The organism is Streptomyces graminofaciens (genome assembly GCF_030294945.1).
GTDB classification, from domain to species: domain Bacteria; phylum Actinomycetota; class Actinomycetes; order Streptomycetales; family Streptomycetaceae; genus Streptomyces; species Streptomyces graminofaciens.
The window spans coordinates 7,648,083-7,670,435 of the sequence record NZ_AP018448.1 but is presented as its reverse complement, the minus strand read 5'-3'; the positions used below and the strand labels follow the sequence as shown (position 1 = coordinate 7,670,435).

General features: G+C 71.0%; 20 protein-coding genes. 10 read left to right on the top strand and 10 right to left on the bottom strand.

Annotated elements, in window-relative coordinates:
- Nucleotides 1-75 precede the first annotated feature (75 nt).
- Nucleotides 76-1,263 (top strand): threonine aldolase family protein, encoded by a 1,188-nt coding sequence (locus tag SGFS_RS33655; RefSeq protein ID WP_286255877.1) that lies wholly within the window; start codon nt 76-78, stop codon nt 1,261-1,263.
- A gap of 200 nt (nt 1,264-1,463) precedes the next feature.
- Here the strand turns inward: SGFS_RS33655 and SGFS_RS33650 are convergent, their stop codons facing one another.
- Together SGFS_RS33650 and SGFS_RS33645 are read right to left on the bottom strand one after the other, a co-directional pair.
- Entirely contained in the window at nt 1,464-2,135 is a 672-nt protein-coding gene (locus SGFS_RS33650; protein ID WP_286255876.1) for a response regulator, read from the bottom strand.
- A 90-nt stretch (nt 2,136-2,225) separates the two neighbouring features.
- The gene (locus SGFS_RS33645; protein WP_286255875.1) at nt 2,226-3,428 is read right to left on the bottom strand and encodes a sensor histidine kinase; all 1,203 of its coding nucleotides are present in this window, start codon (nt 3,426-3,428) and stop codon (nt 2,226-2,228) included.
- Between the two features lie 182 nt (nt 3,429-3,610).
- On the opposite strand from SGFS_RS33645, the gene SGFS_RS33640 reads away from it, so the two are divergent.
- Nucleotides 3,611-4,615: an SAM-dependent methyltransferase gene (locus tag SGFS_RS33640; protein ID WP_434028224.1), complete on the top strand. Its 1,005-nt coding sequence runs from the start codon at nt 3,611-3,613 to the stop codon at nt 4,613-4,615.
- Between the two features lie 143 nt (nt 4,616-4,758).
- Here the strand turns inward: SGFS_RS33640 and SGFS_RS33635 are convergent, their stop codons facing one another.
- The gene (locus tag SGFS_RS33635; protein ID WP_286255874.1) at nt 4,759-5,919 is read right to left on the bottom strand and encodes an NADH-quinone oxidoreductase subunit D; all 1,161 of its coding nucleotides are present in this window, start codon (nt 5,917-5,919) and stop codon (nt 4,759-4,761) included.
- A gap of 31 nt (nt 5,920-5,950) precedes the next feature.
- Between SGFS_RS33635 and SGFS_RS33630 the strand changes: the two genes are divergently transcribed.
- Together SGFS_RS33630 and SGFS_RS33625 are read left to right on the top strand one after the other, a co-directional pair.
- On the top strand, nt 5,951-6,457 hold the full coding sequence (locus SGFS_RS33630; RefSeq protein WP_286255873.1) for a PH domain-containing protein: 507 nt from the start codon (nt 5,951-5,953) through the stop codon (nt 6,455-6,457).
- Nucleotides 6,458-6,489: 32 nt separating this feature from the next.
- Nucleotides 6,490-7,788, top strand: a complete 1,299-nt coding sequence (locus SGFS_RS33625) for a PH domain-containing protein (protein WP_286260192.1) — start codon at nt 6,490-6,492, stop codon at nt 7,786-7,788.
- Nucleotides 7,789-7,890: 102 nt separating this feature from the next.
- Here the strand turns inward: SGFS_RS33625 and SGFS_RS33620 are convergent, their stop codons facing one another.
- Together SGFS_RS33620 and SGFS_RS33615 are read right to left on the bottom strand one after the other, a co-directional pair.
- Entirely contained in the window at nt 7,891-9,417 is a 1,527-nt protein-coding gene (locus SGFS_RS33620) for a hypothetical protein (RefSeq protein ID WP_286255872.1), read from the bottom strand.
- A gap of 271 nt (nt 9,418-9,688) precedes the next feature.
- A complete protein-coding gene (locus SGFS_RS33615) occupies nt 9,689-10,816 on the bottom strand; it encodes an alpha/beta hydrolase (RefSeq protein ID WP_286255871.1) in 1,128 nt (375 codons plus the stop codon).
- A 200-nt stretch (nt 10,817-11,016) separates the two neighbouring features.
- Here SGFS_RS33615 and SGFS_RS33610 point away from each other — a divergent pair, with 200 nt between their 5' ends.
- The 6 genes from SGFS_RS33610 (at nt 11,017) to SGFS_RS33585 (ending at nt 16,187) form a co-directional block, all read left to right on the top strand.
- Nucleotides 11,017-12,930, top strand: a complete 1,914-nt coding sequence (locus SGFS_RS33610) for a phosphatidylglycerol lysyltransferase domain-containing protein (protein WP_286255870.1) — start codon at nt 11,017-11,019, stop codon at nt 12,928-12,930.
- A 106-nt stretch (nt 12,931-13,036) separates the two neighbouring features.
- Nucleotides 13,037-13,903, top strand: a complete 867-nt coding sequence (folP, locus tag SGFS_RS33605; RefSeq protein ID WP_286255869.1) for a dihydropteroate synthase — start codon at nt 13,037-13,039, stop codon at nt 13,901-13,903.
- Nucleotides 13,900-14,403, top strand: a complete 504-nt coding sequence (locus SGFS_RS33600) for a nuclear transport factor 2 family protein (RefSeq protein ID WP_286255868.1) — start codon at nt 13,900-13,902, stop codon at nt 14,401-14,403. Before folP ends, SGFS_RS33600 begins: the two co-directional genes overlap by 4 nt.
- 218 nt (nt 14,404-14,621) lie before the next feature.
- Nucleotides 14,622-14,981, top strand: coding sequence for a dihydroneopterin aldolase (gene folB, locus SGFS_RS33595; protein ID WP_286255866.1), 360 nt, complete (start codon nt 14,622-14,624; stop codon nt 14,979-14,981).
- Complete coding sequence (gene folK, locus SGFS_RS33590) at nt 14,978-15,589, top strand: 2-amino-4-hydroxy-6-hydroxymethyldihydropteridine diphosphokinase (protein ID WP_286255864.1); 612 nt, start codon at nt 14,978-14,980, stop codon at nt 15,587-15,589. The genes folB and folK overlap by 4 nt, the downstream gene beginning before the upstream one ends.
- A 112-nt stretch (nt 15,590-15,701) precedes the next feature.
- Nucleotides 15,702-16,187 (top strand): DUF3180 domain-containing protein, encoded by a 486-nt coding sequence (locus tag SGFS_RS33585; RefSeq protein WP_286255861.1) that lies wholly within the window; start codon nt 15,702-15,704, stop codon nt 16,185-16,187.
- 70 nt (nt 16,188-16,257) lie between these two features.
- Here SGFS_RS33585 and folE read toward each other — a convergent pair whose 3' ends face one another.
- The 5 genes from folE to SGFS_RS33560 form a co-directional block, all read right to left on the bottom strand.
- Nucleotides 16,258-16,863: a GTP cyclohydrolase I FolE gene (gene folE, locus SGFS_RS33580; RefSeq protein WP_286255860.1), complete on the bottom strand. Its 606-nt coding sequence runs from the start codon at nt 16,861-16,863 to the stop codon at nt 16,258-16,260.
- A gap of 142 nt (nt 16,864-17,005) precedes the next feature.
- The gene (ftsH, locus tag SGFS_RS33575) at nt 17,006-19,021 is read right to left on the bottom strand and encodes an ATP-dependent zinc metalloprotease FtsH (RefSeq protein WP_286260190.1); all 2,016 of its coding nucleotides are present in this window, start codon (nt 19,019-19,021) and stop codon (nt 17,006-17,008) included.
- 178 nt (nt 19,022-19,199) lie between these two features.
- Complete coding sequence (gene hpt, locus SGFS_RS33570) at nt 19,200-19,760, bottom strand: hypoxanthine phosphoribosyltransferase (protein WP_286260188.1); 561 nt, start codon at nt 19,758-19,760, stop codon at nt 19,200-19,202.
- 74 nt (nt 19,761-19,834) lie between these two features.
- Entirely contained in the window at nt 19,835-20,983 is a 1,149-nt protein-coding gene (gene tilS, locus SGFS_RS33565) for a tRNA lysidine(34) synthetase TilS (RefSeq protein WP_286255859.1), read from the bottom strand.
- A 190-nt stretch (nt 20,984-21,173) separates the two neighbouring features.
- A complete protein-coding gene (locus tag SGFS_RS33560) occupies nt 21,174-22,298 on the bottom strand; it encodes a zinc-dependent metalloprotease (RefSeq protein WP_286255858.1) in 1,125 nt (374 codons plus the stop codon).
- Between the last annotated feature and the right edge of the window lie 55 nt (nt 22,299-22,353).

The window sequence follows — 22,353 nt, the reverse complement described above, 5'->3', positions numbered from 1 at the left end:
CTGTGGGTTTTCGCACGTTGACGAGGTGCGGAAACCGGGGTGTCGGGCGGGTGCGGGCCGGGGGATGATCCGGGGATGAGCGATACGGCGGAGCACGGAACGGGACGGACGACGGAACCGGCGGCCACGCCGTCGGCCGCGCGACGCAGGGCGGCCCAGCGGGCGGCGGAGCGCATCCTGGCCCGGCCCGGCGTCCAGGGGACGATCCGCGAGCGGCTGGCGGCGCTGGCCGAGGCGGCGCCGGACGTGTACGACCTGGACAAGTCGGCGGACATGTACGGCGACGGCATAGTCGAGGCCCTGGAGGAGCGGGTCGCGGGGCTGCTCGGCAAGGAGGCCGCCGCGTTCTTCCCGACCGGCACGATGGCCCAGCAGGTGGCCCTGCGCTGCTGGGCGGGCCGTACCGGCAACCCCGTGGTCGCCCTGCACGGCATGTCCCACCCGGAGATGCATGAGCGGAACGCGTTGGAGCGGGTCAGCGGTTTGCGTCCGGTGCGGCTGACGAGCGATCCCCGGCTGCCCACCGCCGAGGAGGTGCGCGACCTCGACGAGCCCTTCGGCACGCTGATGCTCGAACTGCCCCTCAGGGACGCCGGTTTCCTGCTGCCCTCCTGGCAGCAGCTGACGGAACTCGTCGAGGCGGCCCGGGAGCGGGACGCGGTGGTCCACTTCGACGGGGCCCGCCTGTGGGAGTCGACGACCCATTTCGAGCGTCCCCTGGACGAGATCGCGGGCCTCGCGGACAGCGTCTACGTGTCGTTCTACAAGTCCCTCGACGGCTTCGCCGGTGCCGCGCTCGTCGGCCCCCGGACCCTGATCGACGAGGCGAAGGCGTGGCGGCACCGCTACGGCGGCCAGCTCTTCCAGCAGTTCCCGACCGTGCTCTCGGCCCTCGTCGGCCTCGACCGGGAGCTGCCCCGGCTGCCGGAGTACGTGGCCCACGCGCGCGTGGTCGCCGCCGCGCTGCGCGAGGGCTTCGCCGAAGCGGGCGTCCCGTGGGCCCGCGTGCACCCCGAGGTGCCGCACACCAACGAGTTCCAGGTCTGGCTGCCGTACGGGGCCGACGTCCTCGGGGAGGCCGCGGTCCGGCAGGGCGAGGAGACGAAGACGCTGCTCTTCCACCGGGGCTGGGTCCCGGGCGGCCCGGGCCTGTCCGTCACCGAGGTCGGCGTGCGGGCCGAGGGCCTGGAGTGGACGGCCGACGACGTACGGGCGGCGGTGACGGACTTCGTGGCGCGGGTGGCGGAGGCGGGCGAGCGGTAGGCGGCGGGTGGCAGGGGGGCGGCGAGCAGTGGGCCGAGCAGTGGGCAGCGGGTGGCAGGCAGGGGCTCAGCCGAACCGGATGCGCCATGCGCTGTGCTGTCCCCTGCGTGGTTCACCTCCGCGTGTTCAGCCCTGTCCCCTGTGCGGATCACCTCCGCGTGGTTCAGCCCTGTCCCCTGTGCGGATCACCTCCGCGTGGTTCAGCCCTGTCCGCCGGCCCGGACCAGACCCGTCTCGTACGCCAGGACGACCACCTGGACGCGGTCGCGCAGGCCCAGCTTGGTGAGGATGCGGCCCACGTGGGTCTTCACCGTGGCCTCGGAGAGGACGAGCCGGGCCGCGATCTCGCCGTTGGACAGGCCCTGGGCCACCAGGATCATGACCTCGCGCTCGCGCTCGGTGAGCCGCTCCAGCTCCTTGTGCTGGGGCTCCTGCGTGCTCGGCAGCATCGGCGCGAACCGGTCGAGGAGCCGCCGGGTGGTCGAGGGCGCGACGACCGCGTCACCGCTGTGCACCGAGCGGATCGCGGCCAGCAGCTCGCCGGGCGGCACGTCCTTCAGCATGAAGCCGGAGGCGCCAGCCTTCAGCCCGGAGAAGGCGTACTCGTCGAGGTCGAAGGTGGTCAGGATGAGTACCTTCGGCGGGTTCGGCTCGGCGCAGATGCGGCGGGTTGCCTCGACGCCGTCCAGCTTCGGCATCCGGACGTCCATGAGGACCACGTCGACGTCCGTGGACCGCACCACCTGGAGGGCCTCGACGCCGTCGCCCGCCTCGGCCACGACCTCCATGTCCGGCTGGGCGGCGAGCACCATCCGGAAACCGGTGCGCAGCAGCACCTGGTCGTCGACGAGCATTACGCGGATGGACGGCATGTCGGGGGCCTCCGGTCGGGGATAGGGCGTCTGGGCTGGGCTGGGGCTGAGCGGGCACGTGTCAGCGTGTGGCGGTCGCGCGGGGCCGCGTCAATGGGCGGGCTTGAGCGGCAGCAGGACGCTGATGCGGAAGCCTCCCCCGGGGCGGGGGCCCGCGTCCAGGGTGCCGCCGACCATCCCGACGCGCTCGCGCATACCGATCAGACCATGCCCCTGGCCGTCGGCGCCGCCCTCCTCGTACATCTCGTGCGGGGCGCCCTTGCCGTCGTCCTCGACGAGCAGACCGAGCCCGTCGTCGAAGTACACCAGCCGTACGCTCGCACCCGCGTTCGGGCCGCCGTGCTTGCGGGTGTTGGTGAGGGCCTCCTGGACGATGCGGTACGCCGTCAGCTCCACACCGCTGGGCAGCGGGCGCGGGGTGCCCTCGATCTTGAAGTCGACGGGCAGACCGGCGACCCGGCACTGCTCGACGAGGTCGTCGATCTGCTCGACGTCGGGCTGCGGGACGTACTCGCCGACCTCCTGGTGCTCGCCGGTGCGCAGGACGCCCAGCAGGCGGCGCATCTCGGCGAGGGCCTGGCGGCCGGTGGAGGAGATGGTCTCCAGGGCCTTCTTCGCCTGGTCGGGGGCGGCGTCGAGGACGTACGCGGCGCCGTCGGCCTGGACGACCATCACGGAGACGTTGTGGGCGACGACGTCGTGCAGCTCCCGGGCGATCCGGGCGCGCTCGGCGGCGACCGCGACCTTGGCCTGCGCCTCGCGCTCCCTCTCCAGGCGGGCGGCGCGCTCCTCCAGCTGGGCGAAGTAGGCGCGGCGGGTGCGCAGCGAGTCGCCGAGGACCCAGGCGAGGGCGAACGGCACGGTCAGAATCACCCCGAGCACCGCGTTGCCCAGCATGCCCGTCTGCTGCTCGGACCAGCGCAGCTGTGCCAGCGGCGACGCGCAGAGGCCGCCGGCCAGGGCGAACCAGGAGGCCCAGCGGGCACCGTTCGCCGCGACGGTGTAGATGATCACCAGCATCGCGAAGTCGGCCGGCATTCTCGGCACGTCGAGGATCAGCTGCGTGAAGCCCGCCGCGGCGGCCAGCACCAGCATCGCCTCCGGCATACGGCGCCGCAGGGCGATCACAAGGCAGAGCAGCAGCGTGATCGCCAGGAAGGCGGCCTCGTTGTCGTTCCCCTCGTAGTTCCGGTCGAGGGATCCGCCGACCACGGAGATCCCGAGCAGGACGAGGGCCCAGAAGCCGTCGACCCATGTCGGGTGCCTGCGGAGGAAGTCATAGAGGCGCTGCACGTAACCCAGCGTAGGGAAGCGTCCGGTGTGCGGGGTCAACCGGAGGGTCGATCCGTGACCGGGCCACGTACTCCCCAAGGTGGAGGACGTGTTGTCCGTTCCGCTTAGCCTGCGGTGTGAGGGAGATGACGGATCGCCCATGAGCTCGGGAGTGTGTGTTGTCCGGCGACTGCGGGCGCGATGTGGTTGATCGCGCTGTTCCCCACGCCCCTGACGGGGCGCGGCCTTGGCGGGGGGCGATCGAAGAGGCCCTCTACGGTCCCGACGGGTTCTACCGGCGCCCCGAAGGGCCCGCCGGGCACTTCCGTACCTCCGTGCACGCCTCCCCCCTCTTCGCGCACGCCGTGGCCGGGCTGCTCTGCCTGGTCGACGAGGCGCTGGGCCGTCCCGCCGAGCTGGACGTCGTGGACATGGGTGCCGGGCGCGGGGAGTTGGTGACGGCGGTGCTGGGGGCGCTGCCCGCCGGAACGGCCGCACGCGCGCGTGGGTACGCCGTCGAGGTCGCCGGGCGGCCGTCCGGCCTCGATCCGCGTGTCGAGTGGCTCGCCGAGCCCCCGAAGGGGATCACCGGGCTGCTGTTCGCCAACGAGTGGCTGGACAACGTGCCCGTGGAGGTCGCCGAGGTGGACCCCGAGGGCGTGCCCCGGCTGGTACTGGTACGACCGGACGGGACCGAGCGGCTCGGGGAGCCCGTCGGCGGGGCGGAGGCGGAGTGGCTCGCCCGGTGGTGGCCGCTCGCCCCGGAGGAGGGGCTGCGCGCCGAGATCGGGCTGCCCAGGGACCGGGCCTGGGCGGGGGCCGTCGCGGGCGTCGGGCGGGGCCTCGCCGTCGCCGTCGACTACGCCCACCTGGCGGGGGCCCGGCCGCCCTTCGGGACGCTCACCGGCTTCCGGGAGGGCCGGGAGACGGCACCGGTCCCGGATGGCTCGTGCGACCTCACCGCGCATGTGGCGCTGGACGCCTGCGCACTGCCGGGGGCCCGCCTGCTGACCCAGCGGGACGCGTTGCGCGCCCTCGGGGTGACGGGCGGACGTCCACCGCTGTCCCTGGCCACCACCGACCCCACCGCGTACGTACGGGCCCTCGCGGGCGCGGGCGAGGCTGCCGAGCTGACCGCGCCGGGCGGGCTGGGCGACTTCGGCTGGCTGATCCAGCCGGTTGGAATTCCGGACCCGCTCCTCGCCTGAGCCGGCTCGCCGGTTGAAATTCCGGACCCGCTCCTGGCCCGAGCAGGACCATCGGTCGGAGTTCCTGACCCGCTCCCGGCCCGAGCCGGCCCGTCCACTGGAATTCCGGACGGGTCACTCGCCTGGCAGTTTGTTTTCCGGACCTACTTGTCGATGTCCCCGACCACGAAGAACAGCGACCCCAGAATGGCCACCATGTCCGCCACCAGCGTGCCCGGCAGCAGCTCGGTCAGCGCCTGGATGTTGTTGTACGAGGCCGAGCGCAGCTTCAGGCGGTACGGGGTCTTCTCGCCCTTGCTGACGAGGTAGTAGCCGTTGATGCCGAGCGGGTTCTCGGTCCACGCGTACGTGTGGCCCTCGGGGGCCTTCAGGACCTTCGGGAGGCGCTGGTTGATCGGGCCGGGCGGCAGCTCGGCGAGCCGGTCCAGGCAGGCGTCCGCGAGGTCGAGCGCGATGTGCGTCTGTTCCAGGAGGCACTCGAAGCGGGCCAGGCAGTCGCCCTCCTCCCGGGTGACCACCCTGAGGACGTCCTGCAGCTCCCCGTACGCCAGGTACGGCTCGTCGCGCCGCAGGTCGAAGTCGACGCCGGAGGCGCGGGCGATCGGCCCGCTCACCCCGTACGCGTGGACGGCCTCCGGCGTGAGGACGCCCACGTCGCGCGTGCGGCCCCGGAAGATCTCGTTGCCGAGGACGAGGTCGTCGAAGACGCCCATGCGGGAGCGGACGTCGGCGACGGCGCCGCGCGCGCGCGTGGCCCAGCCCGCCGGGAGGTCCTCCTTCAGGCCGCCGACGCGGTTGAACATGTAGTGCATACGCCCGCCGGAGATCTCCTCCATGACGTTCTGGAGCTCCTCGCGCTCCCGGAAGGCGTAGAAGACCGGGGTGATACCGCCCAGCTCCAGGGGGTACGAGCCGAGGAACATCAGGTGGTTGAGCACCCGGTTCAACTCGGCGAGCAGTGTGCGCATCCACACCGCGCGCTCGGGCACCTCCATGCCGAGCATGCGTTCGACCGCGAGGACGACGCCCAGCTCGTTCGAGAAGGCGGAGAGCCAGTCGTGGCGGTTGGCGAGCATGATGATCTGCCGGTAGTCGCGCGCCTCGAAGAGCTTCTCCGCGCCCCGGTGCATATAGCCGATCACCGGCTCCGCGTGCGTGATCCGCTCGCCGTCCAGGACGAGCCGGAGGCGCAGCACGCCGTGCGTGGACGGGTGCTGCGGTCCGATGTTGAGCACCATGTCGGTGCTCTCGGCGGCGCCGCCGACACCGACCGTCGTCTCTCTGGTCTCCGTCGTGGGAGTCATGGGCACAGTCTCTCGTACGTACGCTGGCGGAATGGAGACGGGGACCTTGGAAGACGGCACCGGACATGTGGGCGACGAGCCGGTCTGGACCGGGCTGCCGCCCGGGCTGCTGCGTATGAGGCGGCTGTTGCTGGTGGTGTGGGTGGGGGCGATCGCCGTCGGTACGGGCCTGTTGCTGGGTCTGCTCGCCGGCCCGGTCTGGGCGGCCTTCGCGCTGCTGCCGCTGGGGCTGCTGCTGTGGGGCTGGTCGATGCTGGGCCGCAACTGGCGTTCCTGGCGGTATGCCGAACGCGCCGACGACCTGCTGATCAGCCGGGGTGTGCTGTGGCGCGAGGAGACCGTCGTGCCGTACGGGCGGATGCAGCTGGTGGAGGTGACGTCCGGACCGGTCGAGCGGCACTTCGGGCTGGCGAGTGTGCAGCTGCACACGGCTGCGGCCGCCACGGACGCCTGCATCCCGGGCCTCGAACCGGCGGAGGCGGAACGATTGCGCGACCGGCTGACCGAGCTGGGCCAGGCCCGATCGGCGGGGCTGTGACCGCCCACGACGCCGACGAGGCAGTACGCGAGATGCGGCCGGTGACCGAACACCGGCTGCATCCCATCACCCCGCTGCGGCGGGCCTGGGCGCCGATCGCCGTGATCATCGGCTGGGCCGTGCACGACCCGGACGGGGCGCAGCGCCAGCTCACCAAACTGACCACGACGATGCTGCTCGTCGGGCTCGCCGTCCTCATCCCGGCCGCCGCGCTGTACGGCTTCCTGACGTGGTGGTTCACCCACTTCGCGGTGACCGACAGCGAACTGCGCATCCGTACCGGCCTGTTGTTCCGGCGCACCGCGCACATCCGGCTGGAACGCATCCAGGCCATCGACATCACCCGGCCGCTCCTGGCCCGGATCGCCGGCGTCGCCAAGCTCAAACTCGACGTCGTCGGCACGGACAAGAAGGACGAACTGGCCTATCTGGGCGAGGCCCACGCCCAGGCCCTGCGCGCCGAACTCCTCGCCCGCGCGGCCGGTTTCGCCCCCGAGACCGCCGGCGAGGTCGGCGAGGCGCCGGTACGGCAGTTGCTGAAGCTCCCGGCGGGCGTCCTGGCGGTGTCACTGCTGCTGACGGGCGCCACCTGGGGCACGCTGGTGGCCGCGGTCGTGGTCCCCTCGGTCCTCTGGTTCGCGACGGAGAGCGTTTGGACGGTCCTCGCGACGGCGCTGCCGCTGCTCGGCGCGGCCGGGGCGAGCAGTGTGGGGCGGTTCGTCGGGGAGTACGACTGGACGGTGGGCGAGTCGCCGGACGGCCTCCGCATCGACCGCGGCCTCCTCGACCGGACGCACGAGACGGTGCCGCCGGGCCGTGTGCAGACCGTGCGGATCGTCGAACCGCTGCTGTGGCGCCGCCGCGGCTGGGTGCGCGTGGAGCTGGACGTGGCGGGCTCCTCCAACTCCGTGCTCGTACCGGTCGCACCGCGCGAGGTGGCCGAGTCGGTGATCGCCCGGGTGCTGCCCGGGGCGACGGTCCCGGACCCGTCCGCGCTGGTACGGCCGCCGCGCCGGGCCGCGTGGTGCGTGCCGCTGTGGTGGAAGGGGTACGGCCTCGCCGTCACCGACACCGTGTTCGCCGCCCGGCACGGGTTGCTGCGCCGCCGTCTGGACCTCGTACCGCACGCGAAGGTCCAGAGCGTACGGCTGGTGCAGGGGCCGTGGGCACGGTTCAAGGGCGTGGCCGACGTGCACGTCGACACGGGCGCCAACAAGACGGTGACGGCCCGCCTGCGCGATGCCGCGGAGGCGGCGGAACTGCTGCGGGCGCAGGCGGAACGGTCACGAACGGGGCGCAGGGAGGCGCGGCCGGACCGGTGGATGGCCTAGCTCTCGTCTTCCCTTGAAGACGCTTCCTTTGAGGACGCTTCCCTCGAGGACGCGTGCCGCCCCCGGCGGCACGACCGGCCTCCTGACAGCCGGGACCGGCTGTCAGGAGGCCGCCGTGCGCAATCCCTGCAGATCGATCTGCTCGGTCTCGTCATGGGCCGTCAGGTCGATCACCTGTCCGATCCCCCGCGACGCCTCGTCGATCGGCTTGAACCGCCCCTCCGACTCTGCCTTGTGCAGCGCGAGCGCCTCCTGGCCGACCACATCGGCGAGGTCCTCGTTCTGCACGGCCTCGAAGGTGTCCGCCTCCTTCTGCGTACCGAAGAAGTCGAACCCTCCCTCGACGGCCGGCCGGCGCTGCGGCGCGGCCGGAACGTAGGCCACGGCGGTCGGCACGGTGAAGTGCCCCTCCGGCCGCCCGGACGACAGCACGGGCAGCGCCGACTGTGCCGGAACGGGCTCCACGGGCGCGGGTGTCGGCTCGGCGACCGCGTGCTCATGCCCGTCAGCCGCCCCGGGCTTCCCCGCCGGGTCGTCCTCCTCGGCGGTGACGACCGGAACCGCCTCGCCCTCGCCCTCCTCGGGAAGGACCTGACGGGAGCCGCCGCCGGTCGGACCGTCCGGGTCCCCCTTCGGCGAACGGTCCTCGGCGGAGCCGCCCTTGGACGACTTTTCCTTGCCGGACTCGTCCTCGGACTCGCCCTCCACGGCCTCGGGCGCGCTCTCCTCGACCTCGGCGACCTCGACGGCCTCGACGGCCTCGACGGCCTCGACGACAACGTCCGTCTCGGCCTCGGCCTCGACCTCGGCCTCGACGCCGGACTCCGAGTGCTCCTCCACGGCCCCCCGCCGTGTGATGATCCGGTCCAACGCCGAGTTGGCACGCAGGAACAGCGCGGACCCGGCCGGGGAAAACACGGAGGGAACCGACCGGTTCGCCTCGGAGCCGTCCTTCTCCGCCGACGCCGACGCCGACTCCGAAGAGGCAGCCACAGCCTCGTCGGACCCGTCGACCACGTCATCGTCCGCGCGATCCCGGGACACCCGAGGCGCCCCCTTCGCCGGCAACCCCTGCGGTGCCACCGGCGAGGCCTGAGCCGCGGCGGTAGGCGCGTCGCCGGTGGACAGCGCCCGCGCACCACCCTGCCCCTGGCTCTGCCCCTCCTCCGGAACCGTCGTCTCTATCTCCAGCAGACGGCGGCCCTCCAGGGCGCTCGCGCGCTCGGTCTCCGCCGTGGCGTACCGGCGCAGCAGGGCGGCGTGTTCGTTGCGCAGGTTCGCCAGCTCGGCCCGCTTGGCGCGCAGCTTGTGCTCCAGCTTGGTGCGCAGCTCGCGCGACTCCTCCAGGTCGGTCTCCAGTTCGGCGACCCGCTCCTCGTGACGCCATTCGTCGCTCGCCCGCGCGCGCGTGAGGTCGGCGACACGCTTGCCCGCCTCGACGTCCCAACGACGCATGACGGCCGCACCCACGGCCGCGGTCGCCGCCGCGACGGCGGCGGAGACCCGGAGTACCGAGGGCTGCTCGAACACCCAGGGGGTGAGGGCGCAGACGAGGGAGACGCCTGCGATCGCCGTGGGGGGCAGCAGCCTGTGCAGAGGCGGAGAATGGCGGTGACGTCCACGTGGCATGGCCAGAAACTTACCGCGCGTACGCGAATGATGGTGCCCCGGGCGGTAAAAACTCAGCCGTTCCCCAGCCCGCACACGGCTTCGGGTGTCCACCGCCGACACCGCTCCTTGATCGGCTCCGCCGAATCAAGATACTCCCAGGCCACATCGGCCTCTTATAACCCTCCTCGCCGGGCATCCGGCGAATTGCGGGACCATCGCGAACGCCTTCGGAATTCCTCACCGGCCGCGCACATTAAGTGGCCGTCACCGGTTCAAACCTCAGAACCGGTCACCGATCGCTCAGCCTTCCACTGATCCACTGCAGGGTCGCCGGGATCTCCCGCCGCCAGGTGTTGAAGTTGTGTCCGCCGCTGTCGAGGACGATGGACGAGATCCGCGTCGGCTGCCTGGACTTCACGAGCTTGATGAAGTCGAGCGTGGCCCGGTAGTCGCTCTCCCCCTGCTTGCTGCTGCTGACCAGCAGTGAGGTGTCGGGCGCGGGCCGGTTCCCGAGGTACCAGAAGAGGTCCGCCTCGTTCCGCAGCGTCTTGTTCCCCTGGAAGAGATCTCCCGTCGTCGGGTCGATCGGCGCCTTGTAGTACGGCGAGAGGCCGGCCCCGGCGGCGTACACCTCGGGGTGGTGGACGGCGAGTTTCAGCGCGCAGTAGCCGCCGGTGGAGTCGCCGACGACGCCCCAACTGCCGGGTTTCCTCCCGACCCTGTAGTGGTGGCCCACGGCGTCCGGAAGGTCCTCGGCGAAGAACGACTCGGTCTGCGGCCCGCCCGGGACGTCCACGCACTCGGTGTCGCGCGGCGGCGCCACGGTCGGCCGCATCATGACCAGAATCATCGGCTGGGCCCTGCCTTCGCCGGCCAGCTGGTGGGCCGTCTGCGGATAGCGCAGCCCCTTGATGAGTGCCTCGGCGGTGCCCGGATAACCGGTGAGCACGACGACGGCCGGGAACGTCCGCGTCCGGTACCGGGGCTGGAAGTACTCCGGCGGCAGATACACATACGCCGGGCCGGCGATCCCGGTCGTACGGCCGACGATCACCACCTTCTGTATCTGGCCGCCGAGTTGGCTCCGGGAACCGCCCGCCACGTCCATCTGCCGGGTGTCGACGACCCGGAGCGGACCTCCGCCGCCGCGGATGCCGTCGTGGTCGACGACCACTCCCTGGCTGGTCTCCTGGCCGAGGAGGTCGGCCCAGCTGGCGTAGAAACCGAAGGCCTGGTTGGCGGCGAGGCCGATCGACGCGAAGACGGCCACCTGGGTCGCCAGCAGCACCCCGATCCGGGCGCCGACCGTCCGCCAGCGACGGCGTGCCAGCCGCGGCCACAGCCAGACCGTACCGACGAACAGCAGTACGGCGACCGCGACCGCCACCACCAACAACGTGTTGCTCGTGAGACCCATCGGGTGACTCCCGCCGACCTTTCCTGTGCCTAAAACCGATTCTTTTCCTTGGCTTTGAACCGGCTTTCCCTTGGGGAGTGAACCTCTCTCCCCGAGACACCGTCCTAGAGGGCGCAATGTCGCCGGATGCCGGAAAGGCACCGGATCCAAGGTCTCTCGCGGAACTATGGGATGCGATGTCTGTCAGGACAGATGGGGAAATGTCGGGCGGGGTTCCGCTCCGATCGGGCGAGGCGCGAACAGCGAGCACGGTGAGGAGGCCGAGCAAGGCGCGTGAGGTGCTGCGCGGTCCGCGCGCGGAGGCCGTCCCCGCCTGGGTCGCCAGAGCCTGCACGCTCGTCGGGCTCCTCGACATCGCCGCGGGGGTGTTCCCGCGCTTCCGGTACAGCCGTATGCACACCCTGGCCGAGGTGCTGCCCGGCGCGCTGGGCCCGTTCGCCGCGGCCCTCTCGCTGAGCACCGGCGTGCTGCTGCTCCTGCTCGCCCATGGCCTGCGCCGGCGAAAACGGCGGGCCTGGCGGGCGGCCGTGGTCCTCCTCCCGGCGGGAGCGATCGCCCAGTTCACGTACCGTCACTCGCTCGTCGGCGTCCTGATCTCGCTGGCGCTGCTCGTCCCGCTGCTGCGCCACCGCGACGAGTTCCGCGCCCTGCCCGACCCGTACAGCCGCTGGCGGGCGCTCGCCAACTTCATGCTGATGGGCGCCGGTTCGATCGGCCTCGGTCTGCTCGTCGTGAGCGCGCACCCCCGGCGCATGGTCGGCAGCCCGAGCCTCGCCGACCGTCTGGAGCACGTGATCTACGGTCTGTTCGGCTTCGAGGGCCCGGTCGACTACACCGGCGACACCTCCTGGACGGTGGCCTTCTCCCTGGGCGCCCTCGGCCTGCTGACCGCCATCACCACGATCTACCTGGCCTTCCGCCCCGAGCACCCGGCGGCCCGGCTCACCGCCGACGACGAGGTCCGGCTGCGCGCCCTGCTGGCCAAGCACGGCGGCCGTGACTCGCTCGGCCACTTCGCGCTCCGCCGCGACAAGGCGGTCGTGTTCTCGCCGAGCGGCAAGGCGGCGGTGACGTACCGCGTGGTGCACGGCGTGATGCTCGCCAGCGGCGACCCGATCGGCGACGTCGAGGCCTGGCCCGGCGCGATCGAGCGCTTCATGGACGAGGCGACGGCCCACTCCTGGACACCGGCCGTCATGGGCTGCTCGGAGACGGGCGCCGAGGTGTGGACCCGCGAGACCGGCCTCGACGCCCTCGAACTGGGCGACGAGGCGGTGGTGGACGTCGCGGATTTCTCCCTCGCCGGGCGCTCGATGCGCAACGTGCGTCAAATGGTGAAGCGCATCGAACGGCTCGGATACGAAACCCGGGTACGGCGAGCCCGTGACCTCGGCGAGGCGGAGCTCGACCGGATCCGCCGCGCCGCCGAGGACTGGCGCGGCACCGACACCGAGCGCGGCTTCTCCATGGCGCTCGGCCGCATCGGCGACCCGGCCGACGGGGACTGCCTCATCGCCACGGCCCACAGAATCGAAGGGGCGGCGCGAAGCGCCTCGGGTAGGGCGGCGGTGGGAGACGGGTGGGTGGACGAGGTACCCGGCCCCTACGGGGACCTGAAGGCGGTCCTCCACTTCGTCCCATGGGGGCCCGACGGCGTCTCCCTTGACCTGATGCGCCGCGACCGCTCGGCGGACCCCGGCATGAACGAACTGCTCATCGTCGCCGCGCTCCAGGCGGCCCCACGCCTGGACATCAAGCAGGTCTCCCTGAACTTCGCCATGTTCCGCTCGGCCCTGGCCCGCGGCGAGAAGATCGGTGCCGGGCCGGTGCTGCGCGCCTGGCGGGGCCTGCTGGTGTTCCTCTCCCGCTGGTTCCAGATCGAGTCGCTGTACAAGTTCAACGCCAAGTTCCGCCCGCGCTGGGAGCCCCGCTTCGTCGTCTACGCCGCCTCCCGCGACCTCCCCCGGATCGGCCTGGCGGCCATGCAGGCCGAGGGCTTCGTCAACCCCGCCCTCCCCCGCTTCCTCCGCCGCCGCTCGGCGACCCCGTCCCCGTGCGCACACGCGAGGGCGGAACAGCACGACATGAGCAAGAGAGGCGTACGAGCGGCCTGAGCGGGGGCCGCGCCACTGGCGGTGGGTCCGCCATTGACGAGCCGTACCGGCTTCCTCACCCGACTACGGACCACGGCCTGCACCACCGGGGGCCTAGGCTTGACGCATGAGCATGCAGAACCGGCGCGGCCACGTGGCCGGAATGCCCCTGTGGGACCGTTGCGCGGTCATGGGCGTCGTCAATGTCACCCCGGACTCGTTCTCCGACGGCGGCCGCTGGTTCGACACCACCGCGGCCGTCAAGCACGGACTGGAACTGGTCGGCGAGGGCGCCGACCTGGTGGACGTCGGCGGTGAGTCGACGCGCCCCGGAGCGACCCGGGTCGACGAGGCGGAGGAACTCAGGCGGGTCGTCCCCGTCGTGCGGGGCCTGGCCTCCGAGGGCGTGACCGTCTCCGTCGACACCATGCGCGCCTCCGTCGCCGAGCAGGCCCTCGCCGCGGGCGCGGCCCTCGTCAACGACGTCAGCGGCGGTCTCGCCGACCCAGCGATGATCCCGGTGGTCGCCGACTCGGGCGCCCCCTTCATCGTCATGCACTGGCGCGGCTTCCTGGAAGGAGGCAACGTCAGGGGCGTCTACGAGGACGTGGTCTCCGAGGTCGTCAGCGAGCTGCACGCGCGCGTGGAGGCCGTTCTGGAGGGCGGTGTCGCCGCCGACCGGATCGTCGTCGACCCCGGTCTCGGCTTCTCCAAGGAGGCCGAGCACGACCTCGTCCTCCTCGCCCACCTCGACCGGCTGCGCGGGCTCGGACATCCGCTGCTGGTCGCCGCCTCCCGCAAGCGGTTCCTCGGCCGGGTCCTGGCCGGCCCGGAGGGCGCTCCGCCGCCCGCGCGGGAGCGCGACGCCGCCACCGCCGCCGTGTCGGCCCTCGCGGCCCAGCAGGGCGCCTGGGCGGTCCGGGTGCACGAGGTGCGCGCCACCGCCGACGCGGTACGCGTGACCCGGGCGATCGAAGGGGCTCGCGCGCGGTGAGCACGGCCCACACGGACGTCGAACAGGTCGAACTCGCCAACACCGCCTTCTACGAGGCGATGGAACAGGGCGACTTCGACACGCTCTCCTCGCTCTGGCTGACCCCGGCCGACCTGGGCGTCGACGAGGAGTACCACGACCCGGCCGACGCCGGCGTGATCTCCTGCGTGCACCCCGGCTGGCCGGTGCTCACCGGGCGCGGCGAGGTGCTGCGGTCGTACGCGCTGATCATGGCGAACACGGAGTACATCCAGTTCTTCCTCACCGATGTGCATGTGTCCGTCACCGGGGACACGGCCCTGGTCACCTGCACCGAGAACATCCTCAGCGGGGGTCCGGCGCCGGACGGCAGCGACGAGCTGGGGCCGCTGGTCGGGCAGTTGGTCGTCGCCACGAACGTGTTCCGGCGGACGGCGGACGGCTGGAAGCTGTGGTCGCACCACGGCTCCCCCGTACTGACCGAATCCGATGACGACGACGGCGACGACACGCCTTCCTGAGTGGTTGGAATCACGGGCACGGGGTATGCGCGGCTTCCCACCCGTGAGCCGCCGCGTTCCCCGGGGGAAACGTTCGGTGAACCCTGTCTGTACGGCGGTCGACCCGGGCCTCCAGGGGCGGGTGCTGTCCGTGCTCGCAGGTAGATTCGACAGTGGCCGGTGTGCCGTCCGCGTACGGCGGGCATGGGCCGTCACCGACGATTGCAGGAGTGATTCGCGTGGATCGTGTCGCGCTGCGCGGCCTGAGGGCCCGTGGGTACCACGGTGTGTTCCAGCACGAGCGCGAGGAGGGCCAGACCTTCGTCGTGGATCTCACGCTGGGCCTGGACACCCGACCGGCCGCGGCCGACGACGACCTGGCGAAGACCGTCCACTACGGGATCGTCGCGGAGGAGGTCGTGGGGATCGTCGAGGGCGAGCCGGTGAACCTCATCGAGACGCTCGCCGAGCGCATCGCCCAGGCGTGTCTGCGACACGACGGGGTGCTGGAGGTCGAGGTCGGCGTCCACAAGCCGAACGCGCCGATCACGGTCCCCTTCGACGACGTGACCGTCACCATCACCCGGAGCCGAGTATGACCGCGTTCTTCACCGAGGGTCAGAGCGACCCGACCGTACAGCCGGTGCCCGCCTCCGTCGTGGAGAAGGTCGACGCCGCCGACACCACCCTGCACAACCCCCGGTGGGCCGTGATCTCCCTGGGCTCGAACCTCGGCAACCGCCTGGACAACCTCCAGGGCGCCATCGACGCGCTGGAGGACACCCCGGGCGTCCGCATCAAGGCCGTCTCGCCGGTGTACGAGACGGAGCCGTGGGGCGTGGCGCCCGGCAGCCAGCCGAGCTACTTCAACGCGGTAGTCGTCCTCAAGACCACCCTGCCCCCGTCGTCCCTGCTGGAGCGGGCCCAGGCCGTCGAGGAGGCCTTCCACCGCGTCCGCGCGGAGCACTGGGGGCCGCGCACGCTCGACGTGGACATCGTCGCGTACGCCGACGTGGTCTCCGACGATCCGGTGCTCACGCTGCCCCACCCGCGCGCCCACGAAAGGGCGTTCGTCCTCGCGCCCTGGCACGACGTGGACCCGGAGGCCCAGCTCCCCGGCCGCGGCCCGGTCGGGCGACTTCTCGCCACCGTCACCCGGGAAGGCGTGTCGCCCCGCGCCGACCTGGAACTCCAGCTGCCCGAGTAGTCGTTAAGGTCTACCGGGTCGGGATCATCCGGGGTCGCCCCCGGAACCGCCGGATCACCGCTTCGGCCCGGCACCCGACCCGTACGGACCACCGGCTCGTCGAAGGGGCATCGTGAAAGAGCTGCGCATCAGGACGCTGGCAGCGGTGTTCGTCGTGGCCGGAGTGCTGTCGTGGGCGGGGGCCCGCCTGTGGTATTCGGTGGGCACCCTGCCCAGCGTCCCGCTGGCCGCGCCCATCGTCCTCGCCCTGATCGCCGCCGTCCTCACGGCCACGGCGCTCTCGCTGCGCTCCCGGCTCAAGGCCCAGCGGGAGCGGCAGCCCGACGCCAAGGGGGTCGACCCGCTGATGGCGGCCCGAGCGGTCGTCTTCGGCCAGGCCAGCGCCCTGGTCGCGGCCCTGGTGGCCGGTATGTACGGCGGCACGGGCGTCTTCCTGCTGGAGTACCTGGATGTGCCGCCCCGCCGGGATCAGGCCATCTACGCCGGATTCTCGGTCCTCGCGGGCATCGCCGTCATAGCGGCCGCCTTCTTCCTGGAGCGCGTGTGCAAGCTGCCCGAGGACGACGACACCAACGGGGGCGCGGCGCGGGCGGCGTAGGGGTCTCCCGGGCTGCCGGACCAGGTGGCCGTTGCCGAGGAGGCCTGGGTTCTGCTTGCCGACAATCGTCTCAGCGCGCCAGTATCAGGCTCATCGCCTCGGCACGGGTCGTGGCGTCCCGAAGCTGACCCCGCACGGCCGACGTCGTCGTCTTGGCGCCCGGCTTGCGAATGCCCCGCACCGACATGCACATGTGCTCGGCCTCGATGACGACGATCGCGCCACGCGCCTCGAGGATCCGCATGAGCGAGTCCGCGATCTGTGTGGTGAGTCGTTCCTGCACCTGCGGCCGCCGGGCGAACACGTCAACAAGCCGAGCCAGCTTCGACAAGCCGGTAATCTTGCCCGTTTCAGCCGGAATGTAACCAACATGCGCTACGCCATGAAACGGGAGCAAATGATGTTCACACAGGCTTACGATCTCAATGTCCTTCACCAGGACCATCTCGTCGTGTCCCAGATCGAACGTCGTCGTCAGAACGTCCTCGGGCTCCTGCGTGAGCCCCGCCAGAAGCTCCCGATACGCCCGGGCCACCCGCGTCGGCGTCTCCCTGAGGCCCTCTCGGTCCGGGTCCTCTCCGACCGCGATCAGCAGTTCTCGTACGGCGTTCTCGGCACGTTTCTCGTCGAACTCGCCGATGCTGCCCTCGCCGTCCAACGTCACGGGGTCGATCATGTGGTGCCTCGTTCCTGGGCCTGCGACACATAGGGATTACGCGTCTCACATATGGGCATACGAAAATGCCGCGCCCCCCAGGCTAGAACCTGGGGGGCGCGGCATCCATTCCGGGCCAAAGTGAGGCTTCCGGGAGCTCTGATCAGCTCTCGGGGCTCTCCTCCGGTGTGGCCTCCACCGCGGCCTTGGCGGTGATCGCCGGGGCCGCGCCGTTGGTGCCGTTCGTCAGTGCGAGCTCCCTGGGGGAGAGCACCGGCGGGCGGGTGGAGGGGGTGCGGCGGGAGGAGCCGGTCCAGGCGGGCCGGGGGGGACGCTTGACGATGGAGGCGAAGATCTCGGCGATCTCCTCCTTGCCCAGCGTCTCCTTCTCCAGCAGCTGAAGCACCAGGTTGTCGAGGACGTCGCGGTTCTCGACCAGGATCTCCCAGGCCTCGTTGTGCGCGTTCTCGATGAGCTTCTTGACCTCTTCGTCGACCAGCGCGGCGACCTCTTCCGAGTAGTCGCGCTGGTGGGCCATCTCACGTCCGAGGAACGGCTCGGTGTTGTCGCCGCCGAACTTGATGGCGCCGAGACGCTCGGTCATGCCGTACTGCGTGACCATCGCGCGGGCCAGGCTGGTGGCCTTCTCGATGTCGTTCGCGGCACCGGTGGTCGGGTCGTGGAAGACCAGTTCCTCGGCGGCGCGGCCACCCAGCATGTAGCCGAGCTGGTCGAGCATCTCGTTGCGGGTGGTCGAGTACTTGTCCTCGTCCGGCAGGACCATCGTGTAGCCGAGGGCGCGGCCTCGGGACAGGATCGTGATCTTGTGGACCGGGTCGGAGTTCGGCGAGGCCGCCGCGACCAGGGCGTGACCGCCCTCGTGGTACGCGGTGATCTTCTTCTCCTTGTCCGACATGATCCGGGTCCGCTTCTGCGGGCCCGCGATCACGCGGTCGATCGCCTCGTCCAGCATGTGGTTGTCGATCAGTTTCTTGTCGCTACGGGCCGTCAGGAGCGCGGCCTCGTTCAGGACGTTGGACAGATCGGCACCCGTCATACCGGGGGTGCGGCGGGCGACGGCGCCCAGGTCGACGTCGGGCGCGACCGGCTTGCCCTTCTGGTGGACCTTGAGGATCTCCAGACGGCCCTGCATGTCCGGGCGGTCGACGGCGATCTGCCGGTCGAAGCGGCCCGGGCGCAGCAGCGCCGGGTCGAGGATGTCCGGCCGGTTCGTCGCGGCGATGAGAATCACACCGCCCTTGACGTCGAAGCCGTCCATCTCGACGAGCAGCTGGTTCAGCGTCTGCTCGCGCTCGTCGTGACCACCGCCGAGGCCGGCGCCGCGGTGGCGGCCGACCGCGTCGATCTCGTCGACGAAGACGATCGCCGGGGCGTTCGCCTTGGCCTGCTCGAACAGGTCACGGACCCGGGAGGCACCGACACCGACGAACATCTCGACGAAGTCGGAACCGGAGATCGAGTAGAAGGGGACGCCCGCCTCGCCGGCCACGGCACGCGCGAGCAGCGTCTTGCCCGTACCGGGCGGGCCGTAGAGCAGCACACCCTTGGGGATCTTGGCGCCGACGGCCTGGAACTTGGCCGGCTCCTGGAGGAACTCCTTGATCTCGTGGAGCTCCTCGACGGCCTCGTCCGCGCCCGCCACGTCAGCGAACGTCGTCTTCGGGGTGTCCTTGGTGATGAGCTTGGCCTTGGACTTCCCGAAGTTCATGACTCGGGAGCCGCCGCCCTGCATCTGGTTCATCAGGAACAGGAAGACCACGACGATGAGGACGAAGGGGAGCAGGGACAGCAGGATGCCGACGAAAGCGTTCTGCTTGGTCGGGGAGACCGTGTAGCCGTCGGGGATCTGCTTGTTCTGGTACTTGTCCTGGAGGGTGGCGGCGAGGGTCACACCCTGGTCGCCGATGTAGCTCGCCTGAATCTTCGAGCTGCCCTCGATCTCCTCACCCTTTTTGAGCTGAGCCTTGATGAGCTGCTCTTCGCCCGTAGTGAGTTTGGCCTCTTGGACCTTGTTCTCGTTGATCGCCTGGACGACCTGGCCCGTGTCCACCGTCTTGTAGCCGCCGGACGAGCCGACGACCTGCATCAACACGACCACGGCAAGGACGGCCAGCACGATCCACATGACCGGCCCACGGAAGTATCGCTTCACGTCCATCCACACGGAGCGGTGCCGCCCCGTCCCTCCTGCCATAGTGAGTTTGATAAAGACTGTTCTTCGGACGGTACCCCAGCATTGTCACCCGAAGCCGCAGGGGACTGCTGCCAATCCCGTCCACGCCTGCTCCAACGGCGCGAAACCCGCTGGGGTTCCCGAACGTCTTACAGAGACTGTGTCAGCCGCCGTAGACGTGAGGCGCGAGCGTACCCACGAACGGGAGGTTGCGGTACTTCTCCGCGTAGTCGAGGCCGTAGCCGACGACGAATTCGTTGGGGATGTCGAAGCCGACCCACTCCACGTCGATGGAGACCTTGGCGGCGTCGGGCTTGCGCAGCAGCGTGCACACCTTGAGGGAGGCGGGCTCGCGGGAGCCGAGGTTGGAGATCAGCCAGGACAGGGTCAGACCGGAGTCGATGATGTCCTCGACGATCAGGACGTGCCTGCCCTTGATGTCGGTGTCGAGGTCCTTGAGGATCCGTACGACGCCGGAGGACTGGGTGCCCGCTCCGTAGGAGGACACCGCCATCCAGTCCATGGTGACGGGGGTGGACAGGGCCCGGGCGAGGTCGGCCATGACCATCACCGCGCCCTTGAGGACGCCGACGATGAGCAGGTCCTTGCCCTCGTACTCCGCGTCGATCTTGGCGGCCAGCTCTGCCAGCTTCGCGTCGATCTCTTCTTTGGTGATGAGCACCTGCTTGAGGTCGGCACCCATGTCTTTCGCGTCCACCCGCATCACTTTCGGTCGTCCCACCGGCCTTCGGACCGCTCACGTCCCGTGTCAGCGGCCCGGTTCAGGAGGGTCCGGATTCAGCCTTGCCGAATCACCAGTCTGCCACCCTGCCGCTGGGCGACGACTCGGCCGGGGAGATTGATGGCCCCCTGGCCCCGCCAGCCGGTGATGAGGCGGTCGACTTCCTCGATGTGCCGGGCGAAGAGGGAACCTGCCGGGGCACCGGCCTCGATGGCGGCACGGCGCAGGATGCGGCGGCGTACGGCGGGCGGGAGGGCGTAGAGCTTGGCGCACTCCAGCAGGCCGGCGGCGTCGCGCACGGAGGCCTCGGCCTGGCGGGCCCAGGCGTCGAGGGCGTCGGCGTCGTCGCGGGAGAGCTGGGCCGTACGGGCGAGGGCCTCGACGACGCCCTTGCCGAGCGCCTTCTCCAGGGCGGGCAGGCCCTCGTGGCGGAGCCGGGAGCGGGTGTAGGCGGGGTCGGCGTTGTGGGGGTCGTCCCAGACGGGGAGGGACTGGACCATGCAGGCCTTGCGGGCGGTCTGCCGGTCGAGGGCGAGGAAGGGACGTCGGTAGCGGCCGTCGGCCCCCGAGACCGCGGCCATACCGGACAGGGAGCGGATGCCGGAGCCGCGGGCGAGGCCGAGGAGGACGGTCTCGGCCTGGTCGTCGCGGGTGTGGCCGAGGAGGATCGCGGCGGCACCGTGGCGTTCGAGTGCGGCGTCCAGGGCGGCGTAGCGGGCGTCGCGGGCTGCGGCCTCGGGGCCGCCGTCGCGGCCGACGGAGACGGCGGCGGACTCGACCGGGTCCAGGCCGAGTTCGCGCAGGCGCAGCACGACTTCCTCGGCGCGCAGGTCGGAGCCGGGCTGCAGGCCGTGGTCGACGGTGACGCCACCGGCGCGGATGCCGAGTTTGGGGGCTTCGAAGGCGAGGGCGGAGGCGAGCGCCATGGAGTCGGCGCCGCCCGAGCACGCGACGAGCACGAGCGGCGGGGGCGACTGCTGCTCGTGTGCGGGGTCGTGCGCCGCGTACGCCGGGGGTGCGGCGGGGGCGGGCACGGGGGGTGCGCCGACAGCGCCGGGGGCGCCCGGGGTGGCGTGGGCGGGCGCGCGAAGGGGGGTGTTCGCGGTGCCGTGGGCGGTGGTGTCGGTGCTGTGTTCGGTGAGGAGGTCGTGGAGTACGCGGCGGACCGCCAGGCGTATCGCCGCGACCGCGGGGTGGGGACCCATGTCCGGTTCCCTTCATGAAGTTGTCGGGGGCGAGCCCGAGCTCGGTCACTCAGAGTGTGTAGATGGTGACAGAAGCGGGCCGTTCCCCGAGCATTGCACGCCTACCCATGCCTCACGGTCCCTCGGACGGGTGATTGGAGGGGCGTTCGCCTGCCGTCGGCCGGATTCGTTCACCACGCTCGCGCGCGGCTCACGACTCCGCCTTGCGATGCACCCGCGCGACCCAGTCCGCCGGTTTGGCGATCTCCGCCTTGGTCGGCAGGGTGTTCGGGGAAGTCCACACCCGGTTGAAACCGTCCATGCCGACCTGTTCGACGACAGCCCGTACGAACCGCTCACCGTCACGGTACTGCCTGAGTTTGGCATCCAAACCCAGCAGCTTGCGCAGGGCGAGGTCCAGTCGGGAGGCCCCCTTCGCGCGTCGCTGCTGGAACTTCTCGCGGATCTCCGCCACCGACGGCACGACCGCCGGGCCCACCCCGTCCATCACGAAGTCGGCGTGTCCCTCCAGGAGTGACATGACGGCCGTCAGCCGGCCGAGGATCTCCCGCTGCGACGGGGTCTGTACCAACTCCACGAACGAGTGACCGTCGTCGCCCTGCTCTCCCTCGGGCCGACCACCCGCGAGTGACTGGGCGGCCTCCCGGACGCGTTCGAGGACGGTCATGGGGTCGACCTCCGTCTCCCCCAAGAACGACTGGATTTCGCCCTCCAGGTGGTCACGCAGCCAGGGCACGGCCGTGAACTGCGTCCGGTGGGTCTCCTCGTGCAGACACACCCAGAGGCGGAAGTCATGGGGCTGTACGTCGAGTTCGCGCTCCACGTGGACGATGTTCGGGGCGACCAGCAAGAGGCGTCCGCCGCCGTTGTCCCCGGCCGGAAGCTCTCGGGTGGCCGGGGCGAAGGTCTCGTACTGGCCGAGGACCCGGGAGGACAGGAACGACAGCAGCATCCCGAGCTCCACGCCGGTGACCTTGCCGCCGACCGCGCCGAGCACGGCGCCGCCCGGGCTGCCGCCGCGACGTTCCTGCATCTTGTCCAGCAGCGGCTTGAGGAGCTCCCGGAACCCGGCGACGTTCGCCCGGACCCACCCGGGGCGGTCCACGACGAGGACGGGGGTGTCGTCGGCCGCGTCGGGTCCCATCCGCGTGAACGCGCGGACGTGCTCCTCCGACGCCTTCGCGTGCCGGCGCAGCTCCGCGACGATGGCCCGCGCCTCGTCCCGGCTCACCTCGGGGCCGGGCCGCACGAGCCTGGTCGCAGTTGCCACGGCGAGATTCCAGTCGACCATTTCGGCACCACCGATGCTCGTCATGTCATCAACCGTACGGGAGCACTGCCGCTGAGGTCAGGGGGCGAGGCGGGTGAGG